Source organism: Arsenicibacter sp. R0_47 (assembly GCF_057652235.1).
On record NZ_JBYFCJ010000001.1, the window covers coordinates 44,426 to 67,309 of the forward strand.

A 22,884-nucleotide genomic window follows, 5' to 3' on the forward strand; every position below is an offset into this window, starting at 1 on the left:
GGTATTTGGCTCTTTCAGGGTTTGGGTGTAAATTAGGAACGTATTGAATAACAACCGTTTTAGACCTGAAATCCAATCATCAACTACCTTACGGCATGAACACAAATTCTCCTGTTTCCCGTCGTGACTGGCTGCGTTCGAGCGGCCTGCTGGCGGCCAGCCTTCCCCTGCTTACCAACCTGACGCCTGCGATGGCCAATGCCCTGCCTTCGACCGAAGCCCCAAGTATGCCAATGGTCGATGAGTTTGCTCCGTTGCAGACCGGCGCTATGCCCAAGCTGAAAGCGAGGCTGTTTGCCAACGAGAACCCGCTCGGTATCTCCCAAAAAGCCCGCGAGGCCCTGATTAAAGCCATTGATATCGGCAACCGCTATGCCTGGGAAGAATTTGATGAAATGAAAAAGCTGATCGCCGACCAAGAAGGTGTGAAGCCCGAAAACATCATGCTGACCCCCGGTTCGTCGGAAGTACTGCTGATCACAGCCATGCACTTTGCGGCTAACAGCGGTACTGTGGTAACCAGCCGCCCGACCTACGATGACCTGCTTGATAAAACGGAGACGTTTAAAGGCAAAATCGTCAGTGTGCCGCTGACCAAAACGTATCAGTATGATCTGGCCGCGATGAAAGCCAAAATCAATGCCGATACGAAACTGGCCTATATCTGCAATCCGAATAACCCGACCGGTACCATCGTACCACCGGCCGAACTGGCGGCGTTCGCGCAGGAGGTTTCGCCGACCGTTCCGGTATTTATTGACGAAGCCTACATTGATTTCCTTGAACCGGGCGACCGCCCGCAGCTCGGCAAGCTGGTGGCCGAAGGTAAAAATGTGATTCTGGCCCGGACATTCTCTAAAATTCACGGGTTTGCCGGTATTCGTCTGGGCTATGTAATTGCTCAGCCGGATATGCTGAAAACACTTGAAAAATACACAACCGGTGAGTTTGGCATCAGCATTGCCACCCTGATGGCCGGTATTGCCAGCTTTAAAGACCTTGACTGGCAGAACCACTGCCGGACCGAAAACGCCAAAGCGCGTGAGTACACGACAAAGGAACTGACCGCGATGGGCTATGAAGTAGTTCCGTCGTACACCAACTTTATGCTGTTCCCGATCCGCATGAAACCAAAGACATTTGAAAACCAGATGTTTGCCAACGGCGTTGGTATTCAGACCAGAACCTTCGGCGGCCAGTCGTGGTGCCGGGTCAGTATCGGGACAATGGACGAAATGAAAACGTTTGTTGATGCCTTTAAGAAAGTAACCTCATAGCCTTATGTATTCCGGCAGGGATCCGCGGGGAGACCTGCCGGAATCTTTACCTAAGGTCTCTCGATAATTCTGCACCTTTATCATTCTGGCGCTCAAGGCTCCATCGCCTGGTATAGGCGGTTTCAAGCCATGTATATCCGGATCGACGTAATACTCTGCACGGCAGTCCCATTTCATACTGAAATGCCATCTCCAGTTCGTCAACGGTCATATCCGGAACAATGTCAAAACTACTGGGCACGGTTAACCGGCTGAGCGCAGAAAGCGGCCGGTCAATGAATAATTTATTTCCGGATTCTACTTCAAGCCGCAGATAGGGAAATAAATCGTTAAACACCTGTTGCAGGTCGCGCCATTTCATGTCTGGATATACTCGTATTGGCTGCATACACTCCTCGTTTTTCCCTCCCTTTGACTTATCAGGGATACGCCTGATCGTTGATTCAAACTTCGTTTTTTTCCGAACCCCGAAATATGAGTTTTATCAGTCCTTTCTCTGATTTTATGGGTCTGGAGTCGTAATTTTGGCTTTCTCAGAACGTATTTCTGCTGTTTATGACGCTTGTCATACCGTCTGAACCTCAAACCCTGTAAGTTGCCATGCTCCAGAACGAACCAAATTCATCCGGCTTTTCCAGCGAAATGGACATACTAAATCAGGCCGAAGCGGTATTTCAATTTGCCACTGAGGGAATGTTGATTACCGATAACAAAGGTCAAATTGTTAAAATCAATCCGAGCGCTGAGCAATTATTCGGGTACGGGCCCGGCGAGTTACTGGGTCAGGAGGTTGAAGTTTTAATACCAAACACGCATCAGGGACTGCACCGGAATCACCGTACTGAATTTTTCGCCCACGCTTCACCCCGCCGCATGGGTAAGGGCCGTGATTTGTTCGGGCAGCGGAAAGACGGCTCGGCGTTTCCGATTGAAATCAGCCTGAGTCCTTTTCAGAATTCACAGGGCAGCTTTGTCATTGCGTTTATCATCGACATTACCGTCCGGAAACAGGCCGAAACGCATCTGCGCGAATACAACAACCGGCTCGAACAGGAAGTCGAAGACCGTACACTGATCCTGAAAGAAGCGATTCAGAAGCTCGAACATACCAAGGAGGAACTGCACCATGCGCTTCAGCGGGAAATGGATCTGAACCGCATGAAGTCCAACTTTATTTCGCTGGCGTCGCATGAATTCCGGACGCCGCTCGCTACAGTGCTTTCGTCGCTTTCGCTGGTCCAGAAATACGCAGACATGCAGGAAACCGTCAAGCGCGATAAACACATTACCCGCATTCAATCGTCGGTCAAACACCTCAACGATATTCTGAACGATTTTCTGTCGGTCAGTAAGCTGGAAGAAGGAAAGGTGGTTTGCCAGCCGGTATGGACCAGCCTGTCGGCGGTGATTCAGCAGGTAATTCCGCAAATGCAGGAAATTGCCAGGCCGGGGCAGACCTTTGACGTTACGTACAGCATCCGGCGGCCGGTCAGCACCGACCAGGTATACATTGATTCGGCGCTGGTCCGGAATATTCTGTTCAACCTGTTGTCGAATGCCATTAAGTATTCACCGCCGCAGTCAGCCATAACCCTGCGGGCCGACATTAACGCACAGGCTCTGCGGATTGCGATCCGGGATCAGGGTATCGGCATTCCTCCCGAAGACCAGGGGCATTTGTTTGAGCGGTTCTTCCGCGCCAGCAACGCGGGCAATATTGCCGGTACCGGCCTTGGCCTGCACATTGTCGGCAGTTATGTCCGGCTGATGAACGGAGGCGTTTCGTTTAACAGCCAGGTCAATGAGGGCACTGAGTTTATTGTCGATATTCCCCAGCCGGTTTCCGTACCGAATGCCGTGGCTGAACAGATTGCCTGAACAGACAAAAAAGGGTAGCAGCCAATCGCTGTCTACCCTTTTCATCTCCTGTTTATCTATAGTTTCCTATACAGTCTGGCTGAATAGTGTCGTTTCCGGCAGGTTTTCCCACAACCGGGCATCGAAGGCCATGCAAACATTCCGGACAAACGACCGGCCTTTCGGCGTCACCCGCAGGCGATACGGTTCTACCTCAATCAGGCCGTCAGCTTCCAGTTCCTCAATCCGGTGCAGGCCTTCGTAAAGCCCTTCCGACTGCATCTCTTTGTCCATCCAGCTGGTTTCAAAACGGCACATCAGGTTCAGAATATGTTTCCGGATTACCAGATCGTCTTCTGTCAGCAAATGGCCTTTAAAGAACGGGAACTGCCCGTCGCGCAGGCGCTCGTAATAGGCTTCGACCGATTTGGCATTCTGTACGTAAGCCCCCCAGCTATCGCTGATTGATGAGGCCCCGAGCCCGATCAGCAGTTTTGTCGGTGTGTCGGTATAGCCCATGAAATTCCGGTGCAGCTTACCGCTTTTTTCCGCCTCAGACAGACTGTCTGTTGCCAGTGCAAAGTGGTCCATACCGATTTCCTGATACCCTGACAATTCCAGCCAGTTGCGGCAAGTCTCGTAGATCGCCAGTTTTTTCGACGCGTCCGGCAGATCCTGTTCCGAAAAACGGCGCTGCCCCGGTTTTACCCACGGCACGTGTGCATAACTGTACAGGGCCAGCCGGTCTGGTTTCAGGTTGGTGATATGCATAATGGTCTGGGTCATGGAGCAGACGCGCTGCTGCGGCAACCCATACACCATGTCGATATTAACGGATGTATAGCCGATTTCCCGCGCTTTCAGCATCAAGTGTTCGACCTGTTCATAGGTCTGGTGGCGGTTGATCAATTCAAGAACAAGCGGATTGGTATCCTGCACTCCCACACTGACCCGGCGAAAGCCAAGTTCATAAAGCGTTTGCAGGTGTTCGTCGGTCGTATTGCCGGGGTGCGCTTCAAAACTAAAGCAGGCCTTTTCGTGGATTTCGGATCCGGCCAGCAGCCCTTCAATTAACCGGCGCAGGTTTTCTGCACTGAAAAATGTCGGTGTTCCGCCGCCCAGATGCAGCTCCCGTATTTTAGGCGTTTCGCTGAAATGCGACCGGTACATGGCCCATTCCGTCAGCACGGCATAGATATACGGCTCTTCGACGCGGTGATTTACCGTAATCCGTGTGTTACAGCCGCAATACGTACACAGGCTTTCGCAAAAAGGAAGGTGAACATACAGGCTGATGCCATCCGTGCTGTTCGTCGCCGCAAACGTATCCGATACGGTTTGCAGCCATTCCGATGCCGTCGGGGCGGTTTTATTCCAGTAGGGGACCGTCGGGTAGCTGGTATAGCGGGGTCCGGGAACGTTGTATTTTTGCAGTAGGGCGGTATCCATAACTATTGATGCTCAATGAAGATTATCAAAAGTAACGTACCCGCCATAGGAGAACTATGACTACAATCAGGCAGCGGGCTGGCAAATGTCAGCGACAAGATCACCTCAACACCCGCCAGCCAGCCGTTGTCTATTGTTTTTTGAGCCGCTCCCGAAGCTGGAACAGTTCGTCGCGCAGACGGGCGGCCTCCATGAAATCGAGTTCTTTGGCGGCCTTTTCCATTTTTGTCTGGGTCTCCTTAATCAGCAGTTCCAGATCATTTTTACCCATGTACTGCACAACCGGATCGGCCGCAATCCGGATTTCTTCCGGTTCAACGTAATAGTGTTTATTCAACGGTTTCACATCGGCCACTTTCGTTTGGCCCATAATCGCCTCCCGCGACTTCAGTACGGTAGTCGGTGTGATACCATGTTCCTCGTTGTAGGCCATCTGAATCGCACGGCGGCGATTGGTTTCGTCAATGGCTTTCTGCATGGATTTGGTAATCGTATCGGCATACATCAGTACCCGGCCGTTGGCATTCCGTGCGGCCCGGCCAATGGTCTGAATCAGCGACCGGATGTCGCGCAGAAAGCCCTCCTTATCGGCGTCCATAATGGCGACCAGCGACACTTCCGGTAAGTCGAGGCCTTCGCGCAGCAGGTTTACGCCGACCAGTACGTCGAAATTGCCCAGCCGCAAATCACGGAGGATTTCGACCCGCTCAAGCGTTTTGACTTCTGAGTGAATATACCGCGTTTTGATGCCTACCCGATCCAGGTATTTGCTGAGTTCTTCGGCCATCCGTTTGGTCAGGGTCGTCACCAATACGCGCTCCGACCGTTTTATCCGCGCATCAATTTCTTCGAGCAGGTCGTCGATCTGGTTCAGGCTCGGCCGCACCTGAATTTCGGGGTCTAACAGGCCAGTCGGCCGGATTAACTGCTCAACAACCACGCCTTCGCTGCGGCGCAGCTCGTAATCCGCCGGTGTTGCCGAGACAAAAATGGTTTGTCCGGCCAGCTCTTCAAACTCCTGAAACGTCAGCGGCCGGTTATCCAGCGCCGACGGCAACCGGAAGCCGTAATCGACCAGCGACTCCTTGCGGGAGCGGTCACCGCCCCACATGGCCCGAATCTGCGGCATCGTTACGTGGCTTTCGTCAACAACGAGCAGGTAGTCGTCCGGAAAATAATCGAGCAGGCAGAACGGGCGTTGTCCGGGTTTGCGCTGATCGAAGTACCGTGAATAGTTCTCGATACCCGAGCAGTAGCCCAGCTCCCGCATCATTTCCAGATCAAACTCCGTCCGTTCCTTGATGCGTTCGGCTTCCATTTCGCGGAAGTCCTTTTCGAAATAGCGGATTTGGGCTACCAGATCGTCCTGAATCTCGTAAATGGCGCGGTTCAGGGTCTCGCGGCCGGTTACGAACAGGTTGGCGGGAAAAATAGCGACCATCCGTTCTTCGGAGATTTTCTTGCCCGTCGCCGGATCAATCCGCTGGATGGTTTCAATCTCATCGCCGAAGAAAATAATACGGTACGCAAAATCGGCGTAGGCTACGTAGACATCGACCGTATCGCCTTTAACCCGGAAGTTTCCGCGCTGAAATTCGGCTTCAGTCCGGCTATACAGGATTTCGACAAGCCGGTGCAGGAAGTGGTTACGGCTCATGATTTCGCCGACACCGATGCGCACCACATTGCTTTTGAACTCCTCCGGATTACCCATACCATAGATGCAGGACACCGATGCAATCACGATCACATCGCGGCGGCCGCTCATGAGGGCCGACGTGGCGGCGAGCCGCAGTTTGTCAATCTCCTCATTGATGGCTAAGTCCTTTTCGATGTAGGTATTCGTGGTGGCGATGTAGGCCTCCGGCTGGTAATAATCGTAGTAGCTGATGAAGTATTCGACCGCGTTATCGGGAAAAAACTGCTTAAACTCGCCGTAAAGCTGGGCGGCCAGTGTTTTGTTATGACTCAGAATAAGCGTGGGCCGGTTAGTCTGAGCGATAACATTGGCCACGGAAAACGTTTTACCGGATCCTGTAACGCCCAGTAAGACCTGTGCCGGTTCCCGTTCATTTATGCCTTTTACCAACTCCGCAATCGCCTTGGGCTGATCGCCGGTTGGTTCAAATTCTGATGTGAGTCTGAAGTTCATTAGTCGCGTTTGTAATCTGGCTAATTTACAGAAAAACGCCCTGAACGGCAAACGTGTTTCAGAAAATACAACAGTGCGTAAACGGGTTCGTTTAAGCCAAAAAAAAGCGGGGCTGATTGCTCAGCCCCGCCGGGTATATGATGACGCTGTCGTCAATTACTTGCCTGTCGAGAGCAGGTTGAAGAACTGATCCAGTTTCGGCGTCAGGATGATTTCTGTACGACGGTTTGTCTTACGGCCATCCGCTGTTGTGTTGTCAGACTTAGGAACGAACTCGCCACGGCCACCGGCAGTCAGACGCTCAGGCGCTACACCGAATTTGCCTTGCAGCATACGCACTACGGATGTTGCACGCAGTACGCTCAGATCCCAGTTGTCTTTCAGGTTGTCTGATGAGAACGGAACCGGATCCGTGTGGCCTTCTACCAGGATGTCCAGCTCTTTGTGGTCATTTACAACCGAGGCTACCTTGCCCAGAACTTCTTCAGCAGGCTTGTTGATTTCCCACTTGCCTGAAGGGAAAAGAAGCTTGTCAGAAATTGATACGTAAACAACCCCTTTCTTCACTTCAACCTGTACGTCCTGATCGTTGATGTCGGCCAGTGAACGCTTCAGGTTCATTACCAGTGCCAGGTTCAGCGAGTCTTTGCGCTGCATTGACTGGTTCAGGTTGTTCACATATTTTGTCTGCTCGTTCAGCGTCTCAAGAGATTTCTTGATGCTTTCAGCGCCTTGTTTGCTGACGATCGACAGATCGGCCATGCGGTCAAGCAGGTTGTTGTTGTTTTTCTTCAGGTCGTCGATTTGCGACTGTAACTCCTGAATCCGTGTGTTGCGGCTTTGAATTTCGCCGTCTTTCGTACGTAACTGAGCGTTCAGATCGGCTGATTTTTTGTCGCAGTCAGCCAGATCGGCAACCGCCTTGCTGCGGGCTGATTCCAGCTCGTTGTAGCGGTTCTGCAGATCAGTCAGTTTTTTCTTGCCCACACATGATGAGAGCATTGACAAAGCAACCAGTACAAAAAGGGTCTGTCTCATAAGTTTAGTAAGTATTCGTAGCAGGTGAAGGTTAAAACTGTCACACAATGAATTAGAGCGCAATTTACGACAGTTTTGTTACTTGTTCCAACTTCTACCAAAAAAGACATATCATAAACAGTTTCTACTTTGTTGTTTCCCTTTTTTCATTTGACTAATACAAACGTATTGGTAAAATTCATAACGGGGCACAAAAACACAGAAACTAACCACTTATCAGCCAAGCGATACCATGGCTTTAATCACACCGGATGCCGGATCAAGCCAGCTGGCAAAGGTATCCTTTACCTCACTAAATGCGACCCGGTGGGTGATGTAGGTGGTTGGATCAATCAAGCCTTTTTTCATGCATTGGATCACGTGTTCGAAATCAACCCGGGTGGCGTTCCGGCTACTCATCAGCGTGGCTTCCCGCTTGTGAAATTCGGGATGACTGAAACTGATATCGCCTTTCTGTAACCCGACCAGTACGTACCGGCCGCCGTGGGCCAGATACTGAAAACCGGTGTTGATTGCGCGCAAACTGCCGGTAGCATCGATCACTACCGTAGGCATATCGCCGCCGGTAATGTCGCTCAACCGTGCCACGACATCTTCCGTTAACCCGTTAATGGTATGGGCTACCGACAGCTTTTCTTTGCAGAACCGCAGCCGGTCCGGATTGATGTCTACTGCTATTACGACGGCACCCGCAATTCGGGCTATTTCCATAATGCCTAAACCAATCGGACCTGCTCCGACAACCAGCACAAACTCGCCGGGCTGGATCGCCGCGCGCCGGACACCGTGGGCGCCGATGGCCAGGGGCTCAACCAGCGCAAGCGCTTCGTAGCTCAGGCCTTCGCCGTGAATCAGTGAACTGGCCGGCACGCTCAGGTACTCAGCCATACCACCGTCGCTGTGCACTCCGCACACATTAATCGTAACGCAGCAATTTGGTTTACCGGCGCGGCAGGCAACGCATACCCCGCAGTTGAAATACGGAATAAAGGTTACGGCCTCGCCAACCGCAAAATCCGGAGCACCGTCGGCACTGACGAGCTCACCCGCCAGTTCATGGCCTAAAATACGCGGGTACGAAAAAAACGGCTGCGTGCCTTCGAAGGCGTGCAGATCGGTACCACAAATACCAATACGTCTGATCCGGATAATGGCCTGACCGGCCGCCTGTTCGGGTTTTACGCCTTCCTGATAGGCAAAAGAGCCCGGCTCTGTGCAAACTAACGTGTTCATTGGTGAACGTTCCTGACAAAATTCAGCACAAAGAACGGACTTTTCAGACTGCAAGCCGACCGGTCAATTATCCTGTTGGTATATTATTTTATCCGCGGTGTCGGATTTATCTGACAAATTCCGGTTAAGGCCGTACCAGAATCTTGCCGTGGCGCCCCGGCCGGTCGGCGTGCTGAACGGCTTCCCGGATCTGATCAAGGCCGTACGCAGCTTCAACGGGCAGTTTGATGGTGCCCGACGCCAGCAGGGAAATCACCTGCTGTGCTACCTCCTTACGGACATTACTGTCGGCGTGCTTCATCCAGTCGGACAGCCAGAAACCTTTAACGGTTAGGCCCTTGAAAATCATGAGGCCGACATTGATGGTCGGGTCTTCGCTGCTCATCAGGCCGTAAATAAGCATGGTCCCGTTTTTAGCCAGGCACTTCAGCGCTTCGGCCGCTACCTGACCACCCACGGCATCAAGTACGCATTGCACACCTTTGCCGCCGGTAATCTGCCTGACACGGTGGGCCATGTCTTCGGTTTCTGTATTAATGATTTCCGTCAGCCCGAGCGCCTTCAGTTCCTCGTTGAGGTCGTCGCGACGGACCGTACCAATCACCTTGATACCTTTAAGCTGGCACAGCTGGATAACCATTTTGCTGAAAGCCGAGCCCGCCGCCGTAATCATCAGCCATTGATCGGGTCCGGATTGTACGCCCGAATCCTGTACCATGGCGTAGGCAGTGAAGGGGTTCACAAACAGCTGGGCGGCCACGTCGTCGGTCATCATATCAGGGATCGGGATGATGGCCTGCGCGTTGGCAATGGCGTATTCAGCCCACGTACCGACACTGGTGAAACTCACCCGCATGCCGATGCGCAGGTCAACGCCTTCGCCGGGCTTGTCGATAACCCCTACTGCCTCAAAACCGGCTCCCGAGTCCGGCAGTTTAGGCCGGATACCGTAGCGGTTCTGGATAAAGGATATATCTGACGGATTAATGGGGCTGGCAATGACCTTAACCCGGATTTCGCCCGGCCCCGGCTCGGGTGTCGGAACATCCATGGCTTCCAGTACATCGGCCGGTAGTCCTGTCTGCTGAAAAATGGCAGCTTTCATATCGCTTGTCGATTAAATGTATTTCTGAAAATCCTGTTTATATGAATCAAAAATATGATTTAATTCGCACAAACTATTCCTAAACGAAGCCTTACTATGCAAGTCTCACCTTTTTTGGGCGAGTTAATCGGCACGATGGTGCTTTTACTTCTGGGCGATGGCGTTGTGGCCAACGTGGTTCTGAAACAAACAAAAGGGCATAATGCCGGCTGGATTGTCATTACAGCCGGCTGGGCATTTGCCGTAACGATGGGGGTGTTTGTGGCCAAAGTGTTCGGTAGTATTGATGCTCACCTGAACCCTGCCGTAACGGTTGCCTTTGCCGTAGCGACGGATAATTACGCCAATGTTGTTCCTTATATAACCGCACAGCTGATCGGGGCATTTCTGGGGGCAGTACTGGTCTGGCTGTTCTATCAGCCTCATTTTGCCGCTACGGAAGATCCGGGCGATAAGCTGGCTGTATTTGCAACCGGCCCTGCCATCCGGCATACAGGCTCTAATCTGACAAGTGAAATCCTCGGTACACTGGTGCTGATTCTGGGGCTGGCCGGCATCACGGCAAAATCATTGGGTGAGGTAGCGGTTGGTGTCGGGCCGTACCTGGTCGGGGTACTGGTCTGGAGTATCGGAATGTCGCTCGGCGGCACGACGGGCTATGCCATCAGTCCCGCCCGTGACCTGGGGCCGCGTATTGCCCATGCGATCTTGCCGATTCCGGGCAAAGGCTCATCGGATTGGAGCTATGCCTGGATACCGGTCGTCGGCCCGATTATCGGCGGGACTATCGGCGGACTGCTGATTAAGTTCTTCGCGCTTTAATTAAAGAGTGAACGAGCGAAAGACTGAAAGAGCGATGCGGTTTTTGTTGCTGATTGTTCTGATAGTTGCTGGTAGTTATTCTGATGGTTGCTGGTGGTACGGGCCATCAGTACCAGTAATCTGGAATGACGAGTAACTCAGAACCACCAGCAACAAACCAGAACCATCAGCAACTCAGAACAACCAGAAACAACTCAGAACGACCAGTAACCATCAGAACAAACCCCCGCTGATGGAATGGTATTACAATTTAATAAACGACAGGTTCTTTTTGCTGAAGAACGTGCCTTTCCAGGTGCCGAGTCCTTCGATTTTGTAGGCGGGCGGAACGGCCAGAATCGTGGCCGCAATGCTGTGCAGTTTCCGGCCCGGCGCCATTTTCCGGTACAGGGCATCAACAACCGGTTTGTGTACCTCCTGGTAGTCGGGAATCATTTCCTGATACCTGACCAGAACGCCGGCTGATTTGATTTTACTCGTGCCGCCCAGCACCAGCTTATCAATCGCATCGGCCTGGCTCTTTGCTTCGTCTTTGTCGCCGTTCTGCTTTTTAAAAAGGCGCAGGTACTCGTCGGCGCTCTTGCCGTCGGGGGAGAAGAAGTTAAGCCGGACTAGGTATTCGCCCGGGTCAATGTCGTGCGACGAGATGTTTTCGACCGTCGCATCAACAATATAATAATCCAGCGAGTAGTCGATTTTCACCATATCGTTCTGGCTGGTTGCCGCGTCCGGATTGTATTTGATCAGGTTGTGTACCGTAATTTTCACTTCATCGTTTTGCAGGACCGCATTTACCGGAATGGTTTTGGTTTTGCCCGTGACGTTCGCCGCAGGTTTGTCGGTGCCGGCTGTTGTCGCTGACGCACCTGCCAGACTACCTGCCGATGCAGCGGTTGCCTTTGAAAAATCAACGCCGTTGTCCGACTGAATCAGAAGGCTGGCTGTTATCTGTTCGGGTAATCCTTCGATCAGTACCGGAGGGTGCAGTGTTTTGCCAACCGTTATTTCTTTGATTTTTCCCTTACCACGCTGGCCTCTATTGTTCTGGTAATCAAACTCATCTCCGACTTTAAGCGTCCCTTTCAAGCCGGAGATGGTGGTGAAGAACTCTTTGGGGGCATCGCCCAGAAAGGCGGTTTCGGTTTTGAAGGAAAATGTACGTTTGGGGGGGAGTGGCGTGGCTAAATCGTAGGATACCAGTGTCTGGCCCGCTGCGATGGGGGCACCGGCAACATAGAGTGCTTCATCGGATTTTGTCGTCTGGCCGCTACTATATTTATCGTATACTTCGGCCTTTATATAATTGCTGATCATGCCGGATTTCAGCAGCACAAACTCGCTCCGGTTCTGTACTTCGCCGCTCAGCACTTTAAACTGAACCTGATAAATATCAAACCCATCCTGCCGGCCTGCTTTAACCGCCTTTGTCAGCTGGATTTTTGTATTCTGGGCTAATACACTCAACGAAAAGGCTGTACCTAACAGCAGAAACAACAAACGTTTCATAAACGACTGACTATTTTACGTTCGGTAAAGACGTAATAATACAGCTATTTATGGGTTTATACTTACCTTTTGCTAAATGTCTTTTCAGCGGGTGCGGAGCCATCCCGTTACGCTCAGGCGCTCGCGGTTGGCCGGCAGCACTTCATGTTCGAGCCGGTCGCTTTCAAAGCAGACCAACCGGCCGCCAACCGGCATAACGGTATCCACCCGCTCGGTGCCGTCTTCGCCGGGGAGGTAAATAGCCAATTGCCCGCCATCGGCTTCCTGCCAGTCCGTATTGAGGTAACAAATTACCGACAGTTTGCGCCGTGAGTCAGTTTTGAAGCGGTCGAGGTGGCGTTTGTAAAAGGTACCCGGCGGATAGAGCGCATAATGCACTTCAGCATCCTGAAGGCCCAGATAGCACGTGCGGTTTACGTAGTGAATAAACTCGTTGATGCGGTCCAGATACACTTTTTCGGCAGGGGCCGCATTGGCTTCGTCGAGCCAGAGAATCTCATCGCCACGGATTTGCTTTTCAATGGTAACCTGCTGATTACCGATGGCCGCGGCTTTAAACTGTCCCCCGGCACGGCGGTCTCGGAGTTGCTGCGCCAGGGCGGTCACCTCAACGGCCGATAAAAAGCCGTCTGCGACACCATAGCCTTTGGTCAGAATACCGTCTATGAGTGGTTCAAAAATGGCGTTTTCTTCCATGGTTACTGCTTTAATTCACTGATCTCATCCAGCTGAACCGTCCGGAAATGCCGGTAAACCTGCAGCACAATAGCCAGTGCAATAGCGGCTTCTGCGGCAGCAACGACCATAGCAAACAGGGTCATCATCTGGCCCTGCAACCGTACAGGATCATACTGACTGAATGCTACCAGATTCAGGTTAACGGCATTGAGCATCAGCTCAACACCCATCAGCACCACGATGGCATGTCGTTTCAGTAAGACGATGGCAAGGCCGATGCTGAATAAGGCCGCGGCGACCAGCAGATAAAGTCCGGGTGTAATGGCTTGCATAGCTTAACGGGGTTGCCGGTCGTTTGTCCGGTCGTTCTGACTACTGAGATAAGCTGCTCCGACCAGAGCGGCAAGCAGCAGGATACCCGCAATTTCAAACGGGATGATGTATTCGGTCATCAGCTGTTTACCGATGGTATCTACCGATGTCTGAAAGGGAGCACGCTTTTCGAACAGGGAGAAATGGGTCCGGCTCAGCAGCGAATAAAAGGCCGTGAACAATCCCGCGGCGACCAGCAACGGCCATAGCCAGGCGCGGTGTTGGGTCAGGATGTGGTTCGGGCGTGCTGCCTGCGGTACCGTATTGGGTTCCGGTTTGGATTTGTGCGTGAGCATTACCCCGAAAATAACCAGTACCAGCACACCGCCGACGTAGATCATGACCTGGGCCACAGCCAGCAGGTCGGCGCTTGCCAGCACGAACAGTGCCGCGACGCCCAGTAGGGACAACAGCAGAAAAAACGCCGAGTACATCACATTGCGGGTCAACAGAACGGCCAGGCTGCCACCCAGCGTAAGCGCCGCGAATGCGTAAAAAATCAGGTTAAGCATTGGTATCGGGTTTTGGCTTCGCCGGTTCTGACGATTCCGCGTTCTGAGTTGGCTCTGCCGCCGCTTTCGGCTTCATTGTTGGCCGGAAAGCCGGTTTTGGCTTCGCCGGTTCCGGTTGTTCCGGGTTCTGGGTTGTTGCTGCGATCTGTTGTTCTGCGTTTGGCGTTGGTTCAGCCGCCGCTTTCGGCTTCATCGTTGGCCGGAAAGCCGGTTTTGGCTTCGCCGGTTCCGGTTGTTCTGTGTTCTGGGTTGTTGCTGCGATCTGTTGTTCTGTGTTCTGGGTTGGTTCAGCCGCCGATTTCGGCTTCATGGTTGGCCGGAAAGCCGGTTTGGGTGCCACCCGCTCTTCCGCTCTTTCACTCTCCCGCTCTTTATCTTCCGTTGGCTGCACGGTATTGTCGGCCTGAGCGGCAGGATGGTCTTCGCCGCTGGTCGAGACACCTTTGTCGGTGGTGAGCAATGCCGGTGATTCGGGCGACTGGATACCGGCTACAGGAACAGCTTCGTCTGCATCCTTAGTAAGGGCTGTTACCGGCTTTGGTTTCAACGTCGGACGGAAAGCTGGTTTTGGCTTTGCCGGTTCTGACTTTTCCTGTGCGGTTGGCGTTGGCTCAGCCGGTTTAGGTTCAGCCCGCTGTTCCGCTCTTCCACTCTTTCGCTCTTTATTTTCTATTGGCTCAGCGGGTTTGGGTTGCAACGTCGGACGGAAAGCCGGTTTTGGCTTTGCCGGTTCTGACTCTTCCGGATTGCTGCTTTCTGCGGTTGGCTCCGCCAGTTTGGGTGCCACCCGCTCTTCCGCTCTTTCACTCTCCCGCTCTTTATTTTCTATTGGCTCGGCAGGCTTGGCTTTGGCTGTCGGGCGGAAGGCTGGTTTTGGCTTTGCTGGTTTTGGTTGTTCCGGGTTGCTGCTTTCTACGTTTGGTGTAGGTTCAGCCCGCTCTTCCGCTCTTTCACTCTTTCGCTCTTTTGCCTGTTGCTTCGCCTGTTCTTTTTCTAACACGAACTGCTCGTAGAGGCTCCGTTTTTCGGCGGCTTCGTCGGGGGTGAGGTTCGAGAATCCGTAGGTGAGTTTGCCCAGTTCAAATTCGCTGTAGTCAAACTTCTTCTCCATCGTCAGGCACTCGGTCGGGCAAACTACCGTGCAAAGACCACAGTAGCAGCATTTTGCCATGTCGATGTCAAACTTACCGGCGTAGAGGCGTATGGGTGATCCATCAGAGGCACGGCCGATTTCCTCCGTTGCTTTGATAGCTTCGATGGTGATACAGTCGACGGGACAGACTTTGGCGCACTTATCGCAGACAATGCAGTCGTCAATTTCGTTATGCAGGCGGTATCGGCCGTTGTCGGGAATCGGTATGGTCTCATGCGGATACTGCACCGTTACCAGACCGTTCTGCTGCTCAAAGTAATTATCGCTGGCAATTCCCAACGGCTGACGGCGCTTCGTGGCGTTGCGGATGTGCCCGAAGGTCAGGCTCAACCCTTTGATGGTCGACCGGATACCGTCTTTGATGTCATCGAAATACGTACTCATTGTCGGGTGGTTAGTGACCGGGATGTTGCCGGCCCCCGCCGGATTTTCTCCTGATCACTAACCGTTAATTACTCAATAGAGTTCTGGAAACCGCTGTGGATTGACCTCACGCATGAGTTCATAGACACAGTCGAAAACCTCCTCCGGATTGGGTTTCGAGAAATAGTCACCATCCGACGCATAGGGCGGGCGGTGGGCTTTTGCCGAAATCGTTCGTGGCGGAGAGTCAAGGTATTGGTAGGCATTCTGCTCGTCGACTACCTGCTGCATCATGTAGGCCGATGCGCCGCCCGGAAAATCTTCATCCGCAAAAATAACCCGGTTTGTTTTCTTAACGGATTCCAGAATGCGGTGATTCCGGTCGAACGGCAACAGTGTTTGTACATCAATCAGTTCGACGCTGATGCCAAGGTCGGAAAGCTGGTGAGCAGCTTCCATCACGACCCGGCACATCGATCCGTAGGTCACGATGGTTACGTCGGTACCGTCGCGGAGTACTTCCGGCTCGCCGAGCGGCAGGCAGAACTCGCTGAGGTTATCCGGCACGCGTTCCTTCAGCCGGTAGCCGTTCAGGCATTCAATCACCAGTGCCGGGTCGTCGCCTTTGATGAGCGTATTGTAAAAACCGGCGGCCTGCGTCATGTTGCGCGGCACGACAATGTGCATACCCCGCAGGCTGTTGATCATTGCACCCATCGGCGAACCGGAATGCCAGATGCCTTCGAGGCGGTGGCCGCGGGTCCGGATGATAAGCGGTGCTTTCTGACCCCCTGCGGTCCGGTAATGCAGCGACGCCAGGTCATCGGTCAGGGTCGCCAGCGTATAGAAAATATAGTCGAAATACTGAATCTCCGTAATCGGCTTCAGACCGCGCATGGCCATGCCGATGCCCTGCCCGATGATGGTTGTTTCGCGGATACCGGTGTCGGTAATCCGGATCTCCCCATATTTTTCCTGTAACCCGGCAAAGCCCTGGTTGACATCACCGATATGGCCGACATCTTCGCCAATGGCCACCACGCGCGGGTCACGCCCGAAGAGGTTGTCGAAATACCGCTGCATGACCAGATATCCATCCATAATCGGGCTGTTCTCCGAATAAACGGGCGGTGTGCCGGGGTTTTTCAGCGGCGATTCCGGCGACTGGCTGTAGAGGTGTGAGCTGTACCGGGTTTCATTTTCGGCATTGGTACGCTTCAGCCATGCCTGCAATCCCTGTTTTGTATCAGCCGGGTCGTTGCGCAGGATACGCAGCGCCCGCTTAATCGCGGTTGTTGCGTCGCGCCGGATCGGGTTAAACGCTTTGCGCAGGTCTTCCCGGACCTCCATCAGTGCAGGGCCTTTCGGGTTATTGCGGGCGGCGCGCTGCAGCAGCTCAAGGGCTTCATCATGGTCACTCTGCATTGAGGCGACATAGGCGCTCCACGCATCGTTGCGGGCCTGACGGGCCGATTTTTTCGTTTCTTCTTCGATTTCGGCCAGTTCTTCCTCTGTGGCATACCCGTTACCGAGAATCCAGTTTTTGAACTGCCGGTTGCAATCATATTCGGCTTCCCACGCCAGACGGTCTTTCGTTTTATAGCGCTCGTGTGAACCCGACGACGAATGGCCCTGGGGCTGGGTGAGCTCCTGAACATGTACCAGTACCGGAACGTGTTCGTCGCGGCACAGCCGGGCTGCCTGTTGGTAGGTATCAATCAGGGCGAGGTAATCCCATCCCCTGACCGTGAAAATTTCAATACCTTTCTCCGACACATCGGTATACGGCGCTTCACGCTGTAGCCCGGCCAGCGCTTTGGAAATACTGGCCTTGGTGGTCTGGTATTCGACAGGTACCGAAATACCGTAGCCGTCGTCCCAGACCGACATCAGCAGCGGGATCTGAAGCACGCCGGCCGCATTCATGCTTTCCCAGAACATGCCCTGCGAGGTCGATGCATCGCCGATGGTTCCGAAGGTTATTTCGTTACCATTATGGGAGAATCGGGTGAAGCTATGCAATGCCGGGTTCTGCCGGTAAAGTTTTGAAGCATAGGCCAGCCCTACCGCGCGCGGTACCTGACCGGCGGTGGGGGCCATATCACAGACTGAATTAAAAAACTCCGTTTGGTTGCGCCATAACCCGTTTTCATCAAGCCAGCGGGTAGCAAAGTGACCGTTCATATTACGGCCACCCGTGTTGGGCTCATGAGCAATATCGGTATGTGCGTATAACTGGGCAAAGAACTCCTGCCAGGTCAGTTCGCCGAGGGCAGCCACGAGCGTTTGGTCACGATAGTAACCGGACCGGAAATCGCCCCGCCGGAATGATTTGGCGGCGGCTATCTGGGCCAGTTCCTTGCCGTCGCCGAAGATGCCGAATTTTGCCCGTCCTCCCATTACATCCCGCCGGCCCAGCAGGCTTACCTGACGGCTTTCGCACGCCAACCGGTAATCGGCCAGGATGTCTTCGCGGGTTAGTACGTCAACCGTACGGATATGTTCGTTTGCAATCACAGAACAGTAACAGGTTTAAAGAGTGAAATTGGATTGATTGATGAAGTGTTGTGTGACTGGCCTTGAATTACAGGACAATAAAAATATATTTCTATTGCTGGTTAATCCCTGAACACCGTTTTTCCGTCAAAGGAATCGTTAAGGTAACCACAAGTCGTAGTAAAAATAATATAATCCGGCGGAGCTTTCAAAAAAACGATTTTATCTGTTTCTTTGTTAATGATTCGCAACCCGATTATCCTTTGGTATGCGATTTGTGGAGGTTAACATTTGTAATGTCTAACAATCAAATAACCAAACCTAAATTTAAATAATCCCAATGAAAAAGATTTTTTCATTATTCGTAGCCATGTTTGTACTTGTAGCAGTTAGCTACGCGCAAAAAGGCACTTTGAAGTTCACCAAGGAAACACACGATTTCAGCAAAGTGGAGCAAGGAAAACCTGTAACGTATGTATTTACGTTCAAAAATACAGGTACAGACCCTGTTATCATTTCTGATGCGCAGGCTTCTTGTGGTTGTACAAAGCCTTCATGGACGAAGGAGCCAGTAATGCCAGGTAAAACCGGTACGGTATCAGCTACGTACAACGCTGCTGCTATGGGGCCGTTCAACAAGTCGGTAACAGTTATGAGCAACGGTGAAACACCAAACATCGTGCTGTATCTGAAAGGCGAAGTAGTGTCGAAGGAAGAAGCGGAGAAAGCTGCTGCTGCCGGCGCTAAAAAAGGCACTAAATAAGGTGGTACATACACACCTTCATGGTCATTCGATGAAGGGTTAATTGATTGAGTAGTACCCCAAAGGCATCTGGTTTCTACCGGATGCCTTTTTTTTTGACCATCCTTCCCGTTTTTTGTCCCTTCGGCTTAAAACCAGTTTTTGTTCATGGGAATCCGGTACATTTGTTTCGTCCTCAGACACTTATCTTAACCGTACCTGAACATGTTTTTTGTAACACTTGGCCTTGTGATCCTCATCGCAGGATTTGCCATTAACACTCCCTCGCTCACCATCTCCCGTTTTGCCCGTCCCGTAAAAATCGTTGGTATTGTCCTGATCGGTTTAGGGGCATTGACCGCAAGCGTCCGGCAGATCGATGCCGGGCATGTCGGGATCGTCTCTCTTTTCGGCCAGATCAGCGACCGTACGCTTGACCCTGGCCTTAGTTTTGTCAATCCGCTCGCGTCGGTTACCGATCTGGATGTGAAAACCCAGAACTACACCATGTCGGGAGTAAATGACGAAGGGCAGAAGGCCGGCGATGATGCGATCCGCGTACTGACCGCCGACGGGCTGGAAGTGGTCATTGACCTGACGGTGCTGTACCGGCTGCTGCCAACTGAAGCGCCGCGGCTCATGCGGCAGATCGGGGAAGACTACACCGACAAAATCGTCCGGCCGATAACCCGTACCCGTATCCGCGACAATGCCGTTTATTACGATGCCGTTTCCTTATATTCAACCCGTCGCGACGAATTTCAGGGGCGTATTTTTAAGGCGATTGAGAAAGACTTCAAAGCTCGTGGACTGGTGCTGGAGCAGTTGCTGGTGCGGAACATCAACCTGCCGGCTTCGGTAAAACAGACGATTGAGTCGAAAATCAACGCCGAGCAGGAAGCGCAGAAAATGCAGTTTGTTCTCCAGAAAGAGCGGCAGGAAGCTGAGCGGAAGCGGGTGGAGGCACAGGGGATCGCCGATTACCAGCGTATCATGGCTACCGGGCTGACTGACAAACAGCTGCAATATGAGCAGATTAAAGCCCAGCGGGAACTAGCTGCCTCGCCGAACAGCAAGATTGTGATTATGGGCGGCCGTGGCAATGTGCCGCTGATTCTGAATGACTAGGTAACACGGAATGCTATGCCGTATTGCCGGATTTTTGTAACACGGAATGCTATTCCGTTCTGGCAGATAACCCGAGCACAGAAACGAAATAGCATTCCGTTTTCCATTTATTTCATCAGCCCCTGGGCTTTCAGCCAGCCTTTGCAGGCATCCGGCCAGTTTTCGATAGAGCCTTTGCCTTTTGTGCGGAGAGCAAAGCCGTGGCCGCCGGTTGGGTAAAGGTGCATCTCGCCGGAAACGCCGTTTTTCAGCAGGGCCAGATAATAGTCAATGCTGTTTTCGACCGGAACGGCCTTGTCGTCCTGCGCATGTACCAGAAACGTCGGCGGGGTTTGTTTGGTCACCTGAAGCTCGTTTGAGTAATAGGCAATCAGCTCGGCAGATGTGTTTTGTTTCCCCAGCAGGTTGTTGCGTGAGCCGCCGTGTGCCTTAGGACCGAATGTGACAACGGGATACATCAGAATCGCAAAGTTCGGTTTGGCTTCGTCACTGGCCTTCAGGTTACCGGCCGACCGGTGGTAGTGGGTCGAGAGTGTTGCTGCGAGGTGGCCGCCTGCCGAAAAGCCCATCACACCGATTTTAGCCGCATCCAGACCGTATTTAGATGCCTGCTGCCGGATCAGCTTCATGCCCTGCATGGCGTCCATCAGCGGTACCTCCGACTGGTTGGTCATCAGCCGTTCGTCGGGCAGGCGGTATTTTAGCACAAACGCGGTGATGCCCTGCTGATTAAACCAGCGGGCCACTTCTTCGCCTTCATGCCCGAAGGCCAGAATACCGTAGCCGCCGCCCGGACAAATCATCACGGCCGCGCCGGTCGCCTTGTCCTTCGGCGCCTGAAAAACGGTTAGGGTCGGCACTGATACCTGGCTGATCCGCAGAATACCATCCTGCTGGCCAACATCTGATTTCTCGGTAATATCCGGATTGGTTACCGCATTCGGAATGGCACCGTCGGGCCATAGTTTTATAACGTCTTGAGACATGGCAGGTAACGTACCCATAAAAAGGGCTGCCGCCAGCCCGAGTGCTTTTAGAAACATGGTTGTTGTTGTCGGATTGAACTCCCTAAACTAAATCGCCCAGGACCGAGAATCTACTTTTCCGGGTATTAATCAGGAAGAAAAACAGATGTTGTGACCACATTCGGCTTTTCGGGCCGTTGGCCGGCTATTCGCGGAACTATTCACCGGAGCTTCGTTATTTATGGGTTGTACGCCTAATTACTACGTCATTGAGTAACTCTACCGATTCTGCTGCCGGACAGGGCAGTCCGCAAAGCCCGCATCTGCTGCGCCGGCTAAGCTTGTTACAAGGTACGGCCCTGAACATGATCGATATGGTCGGTATCGGGCCGTTTGTGGTACTGCCGCTGGTTATTCAGCTCATGGGCGGACCCAATTTTATCTGGGCGTGGGTACTGGGGGCGCTGGTGTCCTTTATCGACGCCTTTATCTGGTCGGAACTGGGCGCGGCATACCCGCAGGCAGGGGGTAGCTACAAGTTTCTCAAAATTGCGTATGGCGAAGAGCGGTGGGGTAAAATGCTGTCGTTTCTCTATGTCTGGCAGACCCTGATTCAGGCCCCGCTGGTGGTCGCGTCGGGGTCGATTGGCTTTGCGCAGTATGCTTCCTATCTGTTCCCGCTCGACGAATGGACGGGGAAGGCCGTTTCGGGTACGGTAGTAATTATTGTTACCATGCTGATTTACCGGCGCATCGACTCTATCGGGCGCATCAGTCTGGTGCTGTGGGTGGCGGTTATGCTGACCATCGGCTGGATCATTGTCGGGGGGCTGACCAACGCAACGGTTTCGTTTTCAGACGTGCTCGGGCAGGCGATGCACCTCGACGGCAACCTGCTGTCGGCGGGGCTCGGGGCGGCGTCGGTTAAAACGATTTATTGCTTTTTGGGGTACTACAACGTTTGTCATCTGGGTGGTGAAATGAAGAACCCGGAACGGAATATTCCGCTGAGTATTTTTATTTCCATCGCCGGTATTACTGTGTTGTATATGCTGCTGAACCTGAGTGTGGTGAGTGTTGTGCCGTGGCAGGAAGCGCAGAAAAGTACCTTTATTGTCAGCACGGTCATTGAAGCCATTTACGGTGCCAAAGCCGCCGGTGTCGCTACCGGACTGGTACTGATTGTCGCGTTTTCGTCGCTGTTTGCCGTAATGCTCGGTTATTCACGGGTGCCGTATGCTGCTGCCGTCGACGGTCAATTCTTCAAAATCTTTGCTAAGCTGCATCCGACCCGCCATTTTCCGTACGTATCGGTACTGTTTCTGGGCGGGGTTGCGTTTGGTTTCAGTTTGCTGTTCCGGCTGTCGGATGTGATCACGGCAATTCTGGCCATGCGGATTGTGGTACAGTTTATCGGGCAGGCAATCGGGCTCTGGCTGCTGCACCGGCGGAAAGCTACATCGCAGTTTCCGTTCCGGATGCCGCTATATCCGTTGCCGGTAATTTTGGCCATTGCCGTCTGGTCGTATATCTTTATCTCGACAGGCTGGTCGTTTATGGTCTCCGGACTGACCGTCATCGCGCTGGGCGTTGTGGTATTCCTGCTGACGGCCAATATCCGGAAACAATGGCCGTTTGCGCCTAAACAAAATGGACTATGAGTAAGAAAAACCGGACAGGTGTTGTCTATTCAACAGACCCTGACTTTAATTACCAATCGGGCGATGAACCGGAAGCCGAAACCCTTGCACCGGCTCAACAGAGTCTGAAGGTATGGCTGGAGCGGCTTGGCGGCAACAAAGTGGTGACGGCGGTGAAAGGCTTTATTGGCACCGACACCGACCTGAATGCCCTGGCAAAGCAGCTGAAAAATGCCTGCGGAACGGGCGGATCGGCCAAAGACGGCGACATCCTGATTCAGGGCGATCATCGGGAAAAGGTGCTGGCGTTCCTGATCCAGAAAGGTTACAAAGCGAAAAAGGCAGGCGGGTGACCGAAAAGGTGCCTGAAAAATAGATTTCCTGTTATTTACCACA

Annotated in this window: 20 protein-coding genes; 7 read left to right on the forward strand and 13 right to left on the reverse strand. The window is 52.7% G+C overall.

Annotated elements, in window-relative coordinates:
* Positions 1-95: 95 nt before the first annotated feature.
* Entirely contained in the window at positions 96-1,277 is a 1,182-nt protein-coding gene (locus AC23NW_RS00175; RefSeq protein ID WP_487446914.1) for a pyridoxal phosphate-dependent aminotransferase, read from the forward strand.
* Between the two features lie 46 nt (positions 1,278-1,323).
* On the opposite strand, the gene AC23NW_RS00180 is transcribed toward AC23NW_RS00175, so the two are convergent.
* Positions 1,324-1,665, reverse strand: coding sequence for a hypothetical protein (locus AC23NW_RS00180; RefSeq protein ID WP_487446915.1), 342 nt, complete (start codon positions 1,663-1,665; stop codon positions 1,324-1,326).
* Between the two features lie 212 nt (positions 1,666-1,877).
* Between AC23NW_RS00180 and AC23NW_RS00185 the strand changes: the two genes are divergently transcribed.
* Positions 1,878-3,155, forward strand: coding sequence for a PAS domain-containing sensor histidine kinase (locus AC23NW_RS00185; RefSeq protein WP_487446917.1), 1,278 nt, complete (start codon positions 1,878-1,880; stop codon positions 3,153-3,155).
* Positions 3,156-3,221: 66 nt separating this feature from the next.
* On the opposite strand, the gene hemN is transcribed toward AC23NW_RS00185, so the two are convergent.
* From hemN to AC23NW_RS00210, 5 genes are all read right to left on the reverse strand, one after another.
* Positions 3,222-4,583: an oxygen-independent coproporphyrinogen III oxidase gene (gene hemN / locus AC23NW_RS00190; protein WP_487446919.1), complete on the reverse strand. Its 1,362-nt coding sequence runs from the start codon at positions 4,581-4,583 to the stop codon at positions 3,222-3,224.
* Positions 4,584-4,713: 130 nt separating this feature from the next.
* Positions 4,714-6,735, reverse strand: coding sequence for an excinuclease ABC subunit UvrB (gene uvrB, locus AC23NW_RS00195; RefSeq protein WP_293834250.1), 2,022 nt, complete (start codon positions 6,733-6,735; stop codon positions 4,714-4,716).
* Between the two features lie 156 nt (positions 6,736-6,891).
* Positions 6,892-7,773, reverse strand: coding sequence for an OmpA family protein (locus AC23NW_RS00200; RefSeq protein WP_487446920.1), 882 nt, complete (start codon positions 7,771-7,773; stop codon positions 6,892-6,894).
* A 216-nt stretch (positions 7,774-7,989) separates the two neighbouring features.
* Complete coding sequence (locus tag AC23NW_RS00205) at positions 7,990-9,006, reverse strand: zinc-binding alcohol dehydrogenase family protein (RefSeq protein ID WP_487446921.1); 1,017 nt, start codon at positions 9,004-9,006, stop codon at positions 7,990-7,992.
* Between the two features lie 124 nt (positions 9,007-9,130).
* Positions 9,131-10,111, reverse strand: coding sequence for a zinc-dependent alcohol dehydrogenase family protein (locus tag AC23NW_RS00210; protein ID WP_487446922.1), 981 nt, complete (start codon positions 10,109-10,111; stop codon positions 9,131-9,133).
* A 96-nt stretch (positions 10,112-10,207) separates the two neighbouring features.
* On the opposite strand from AC23NW_RS00210, the gene AC23NW_RS00215 reads away from it, so the two are divergent.
* A complete protein-coding gene (locus tag AC23NW_RS00215; protein WP_487446923.1) occupies positions 10,208-10,933 on the forward strand; it encodes an MIP/aquaporin family protein in 726 nt (241 codons plus the stop codon).
* A gap of 243 nt (positions 10,934-11,176) precedes the next feature.
* On the opposite strand, the gene AC23NW_RS00220 is transcribed toward AC23NW_RS00215, so the two are convergent.
* The 6 genes from AC23NW_RS00220 to AC23NW_RS00245 form a co-directional block, all read right to left on the reverse strand.
* The gene (locus AC23NW_RS00220) at positions 11,177-12,439 is read right to left on the reverse strand and encodes a hypothetical protein (protein ID WP_487446924.1); all 1,263 of its coding nucleotides are present in this window, start codon (positions 12,437-12,439) and stop codon (positions 11,177-11,179) included.
* A gap of 84 nt (positions 12,440-12,523) precedes the next feature.
* The gene (locus AC23NW_RS00225) at positions 12,524-13,135 is read right to left on the reverse strand and encodes a 2OG-Fe(II) oxygenase (protein ID WP_487446925.1); all 612 of its coding nucleotides are present in this window, start codon (positions 13,133-13,135) and stop codon (positions 12,524-12,526) included.
* 2 nt (positions 13,136-13,137) lie between these two features.
* Complete coding sequence (gene nuoK / locus AC23NW_RS00230; RefSeq protein WP_487446927.1) at positions 13,138-13,449, reverse strand: NADH-quinone oxidoreductase subunit NuoK; 312 nt, start codon at positions 13,447-13,449, stop codon at positions 13,138-13,140.
* Positions 13,450-13,452: 3 nt separating this feature from the next.
* Positions 13,453-14,001 carry an NADH-quinone oxidoreductase subunit J family protein gene (locus tag AC23NW_RS00235; RefSeq protein WP_487446928.1) on the reverse strand — a complete coding sequence of 183 codons (549 nt, stop codon included), beginning with the start codon at positions 13,999-14,001 and terminating at the stop codon, positions 13,453-13,455.
* Positions 13,994-15,538 carry a 4Fe-4S dicluster domain-containing protein gene (locus tag AC23NW_RS00240; protein WP_487446929.1) on the reverse strand — a complete coding sequence of 515 codons (1,545 nt, stop codon included), beginning with the start codon at positions 15,536-15,538 and terminating at the stop codon, positions 13,994-13,996. The genes AC23NW_RS00235 and AC23NW_RS00240 overlap by 8 nt, the downstream gene beginning before the upstream one ends.
* Positions 15,539-15,610: 72 nt before the next feature.
* Positions 15,611-18,034: an alpha-ketoacid dehydrogenase subunit alpha/beta gene (locus tag AC23NW_RS00245; protein ID WP_487446931.1), complete on the reverse strand. Its 2,424-nt coding sequence runs from the start codon at positions 18,032-18,034 to the stop codon at positions 15,611-15,613.
* Between the two features lie 319 nt (positions 18,035-18,353).
* Between AC23NW_RS00245 and AC23NW_RS00250 the strand changes: the two genes are divergently transcribed.
* The gene (locus AC23NW_RS00250) at positions 18,354-18,776 is read left to right on the forward strand and encodes a DUF1573 domain-containing protein (RefSeq protein WP_487446933.1); all 423 of its coding nucleotides are present in this window, start codon (positions 18,354-18,356) and stop codon (positions 18,774-18,776) included.
* 204 nt (positions 18,777-18,980) lie between these two features.
* Positions 18,981-19,883, forward strand: a complete 903-nt coding sequence (locus AC23NW_RS00255; protein WP_487446934.1) for a prohibitin family protein — start codon at positions 18,981-18,983, stop codon at positions 19,881-19,883.
* Positions 19,884-19,990: 107 nt separating this feature from the next.
* On the opposite strand, the gene AC23NW_RS00260 is transcribed toward AC23NW_RS00255, so the two are convergent.
* Positions 19,991-20,926, reverse strand: coding sequence for an alpha/beta hydrolase (locus AC23NW_RS00260; RefSeq protein WP_487446936.1), 936 nt, complete (start codon positions 20,924-20,926; stop codon positions 19,991-19,993).
* A gap of 191 nt (positions 20,927-21,117) precedes the next feature.
* On the opposite strand from AC23NW_RS00260, the gene AC23NW_RS00265 reads away from it, so the two are divergent.
* Together AC23NW_RS00265 and AC23NW_RS00270 are read left to right on the forward strand one after the other, a co-directional pair.
* Complete coding sequence (locus AC23NW_RS00265) at positions 21,118-22,509, forward strand: APC family permease (RefSeq protein ID WP_487446938.1); 1,392 nt, start codon at positions 21,118-21,120, stop codon at positions 22,507-22,509.
* Positions 22,506-22,841, forward strand: coding sequence for a translation initiation factor (locus tag AC23NW_RS00270; RefSeq protein ID WP_487446939.1), 336 nt, complete (start codon positions 22,506-22,508; stop codon positions 22,839-22,841). Before AC23NW_RS00265 ends, AC23NW_RS00270 begins: the two co-directional genes overlap by 4 nt.
* Positions 22,842-22,884 lie beyond the last annotated feature (43 nt).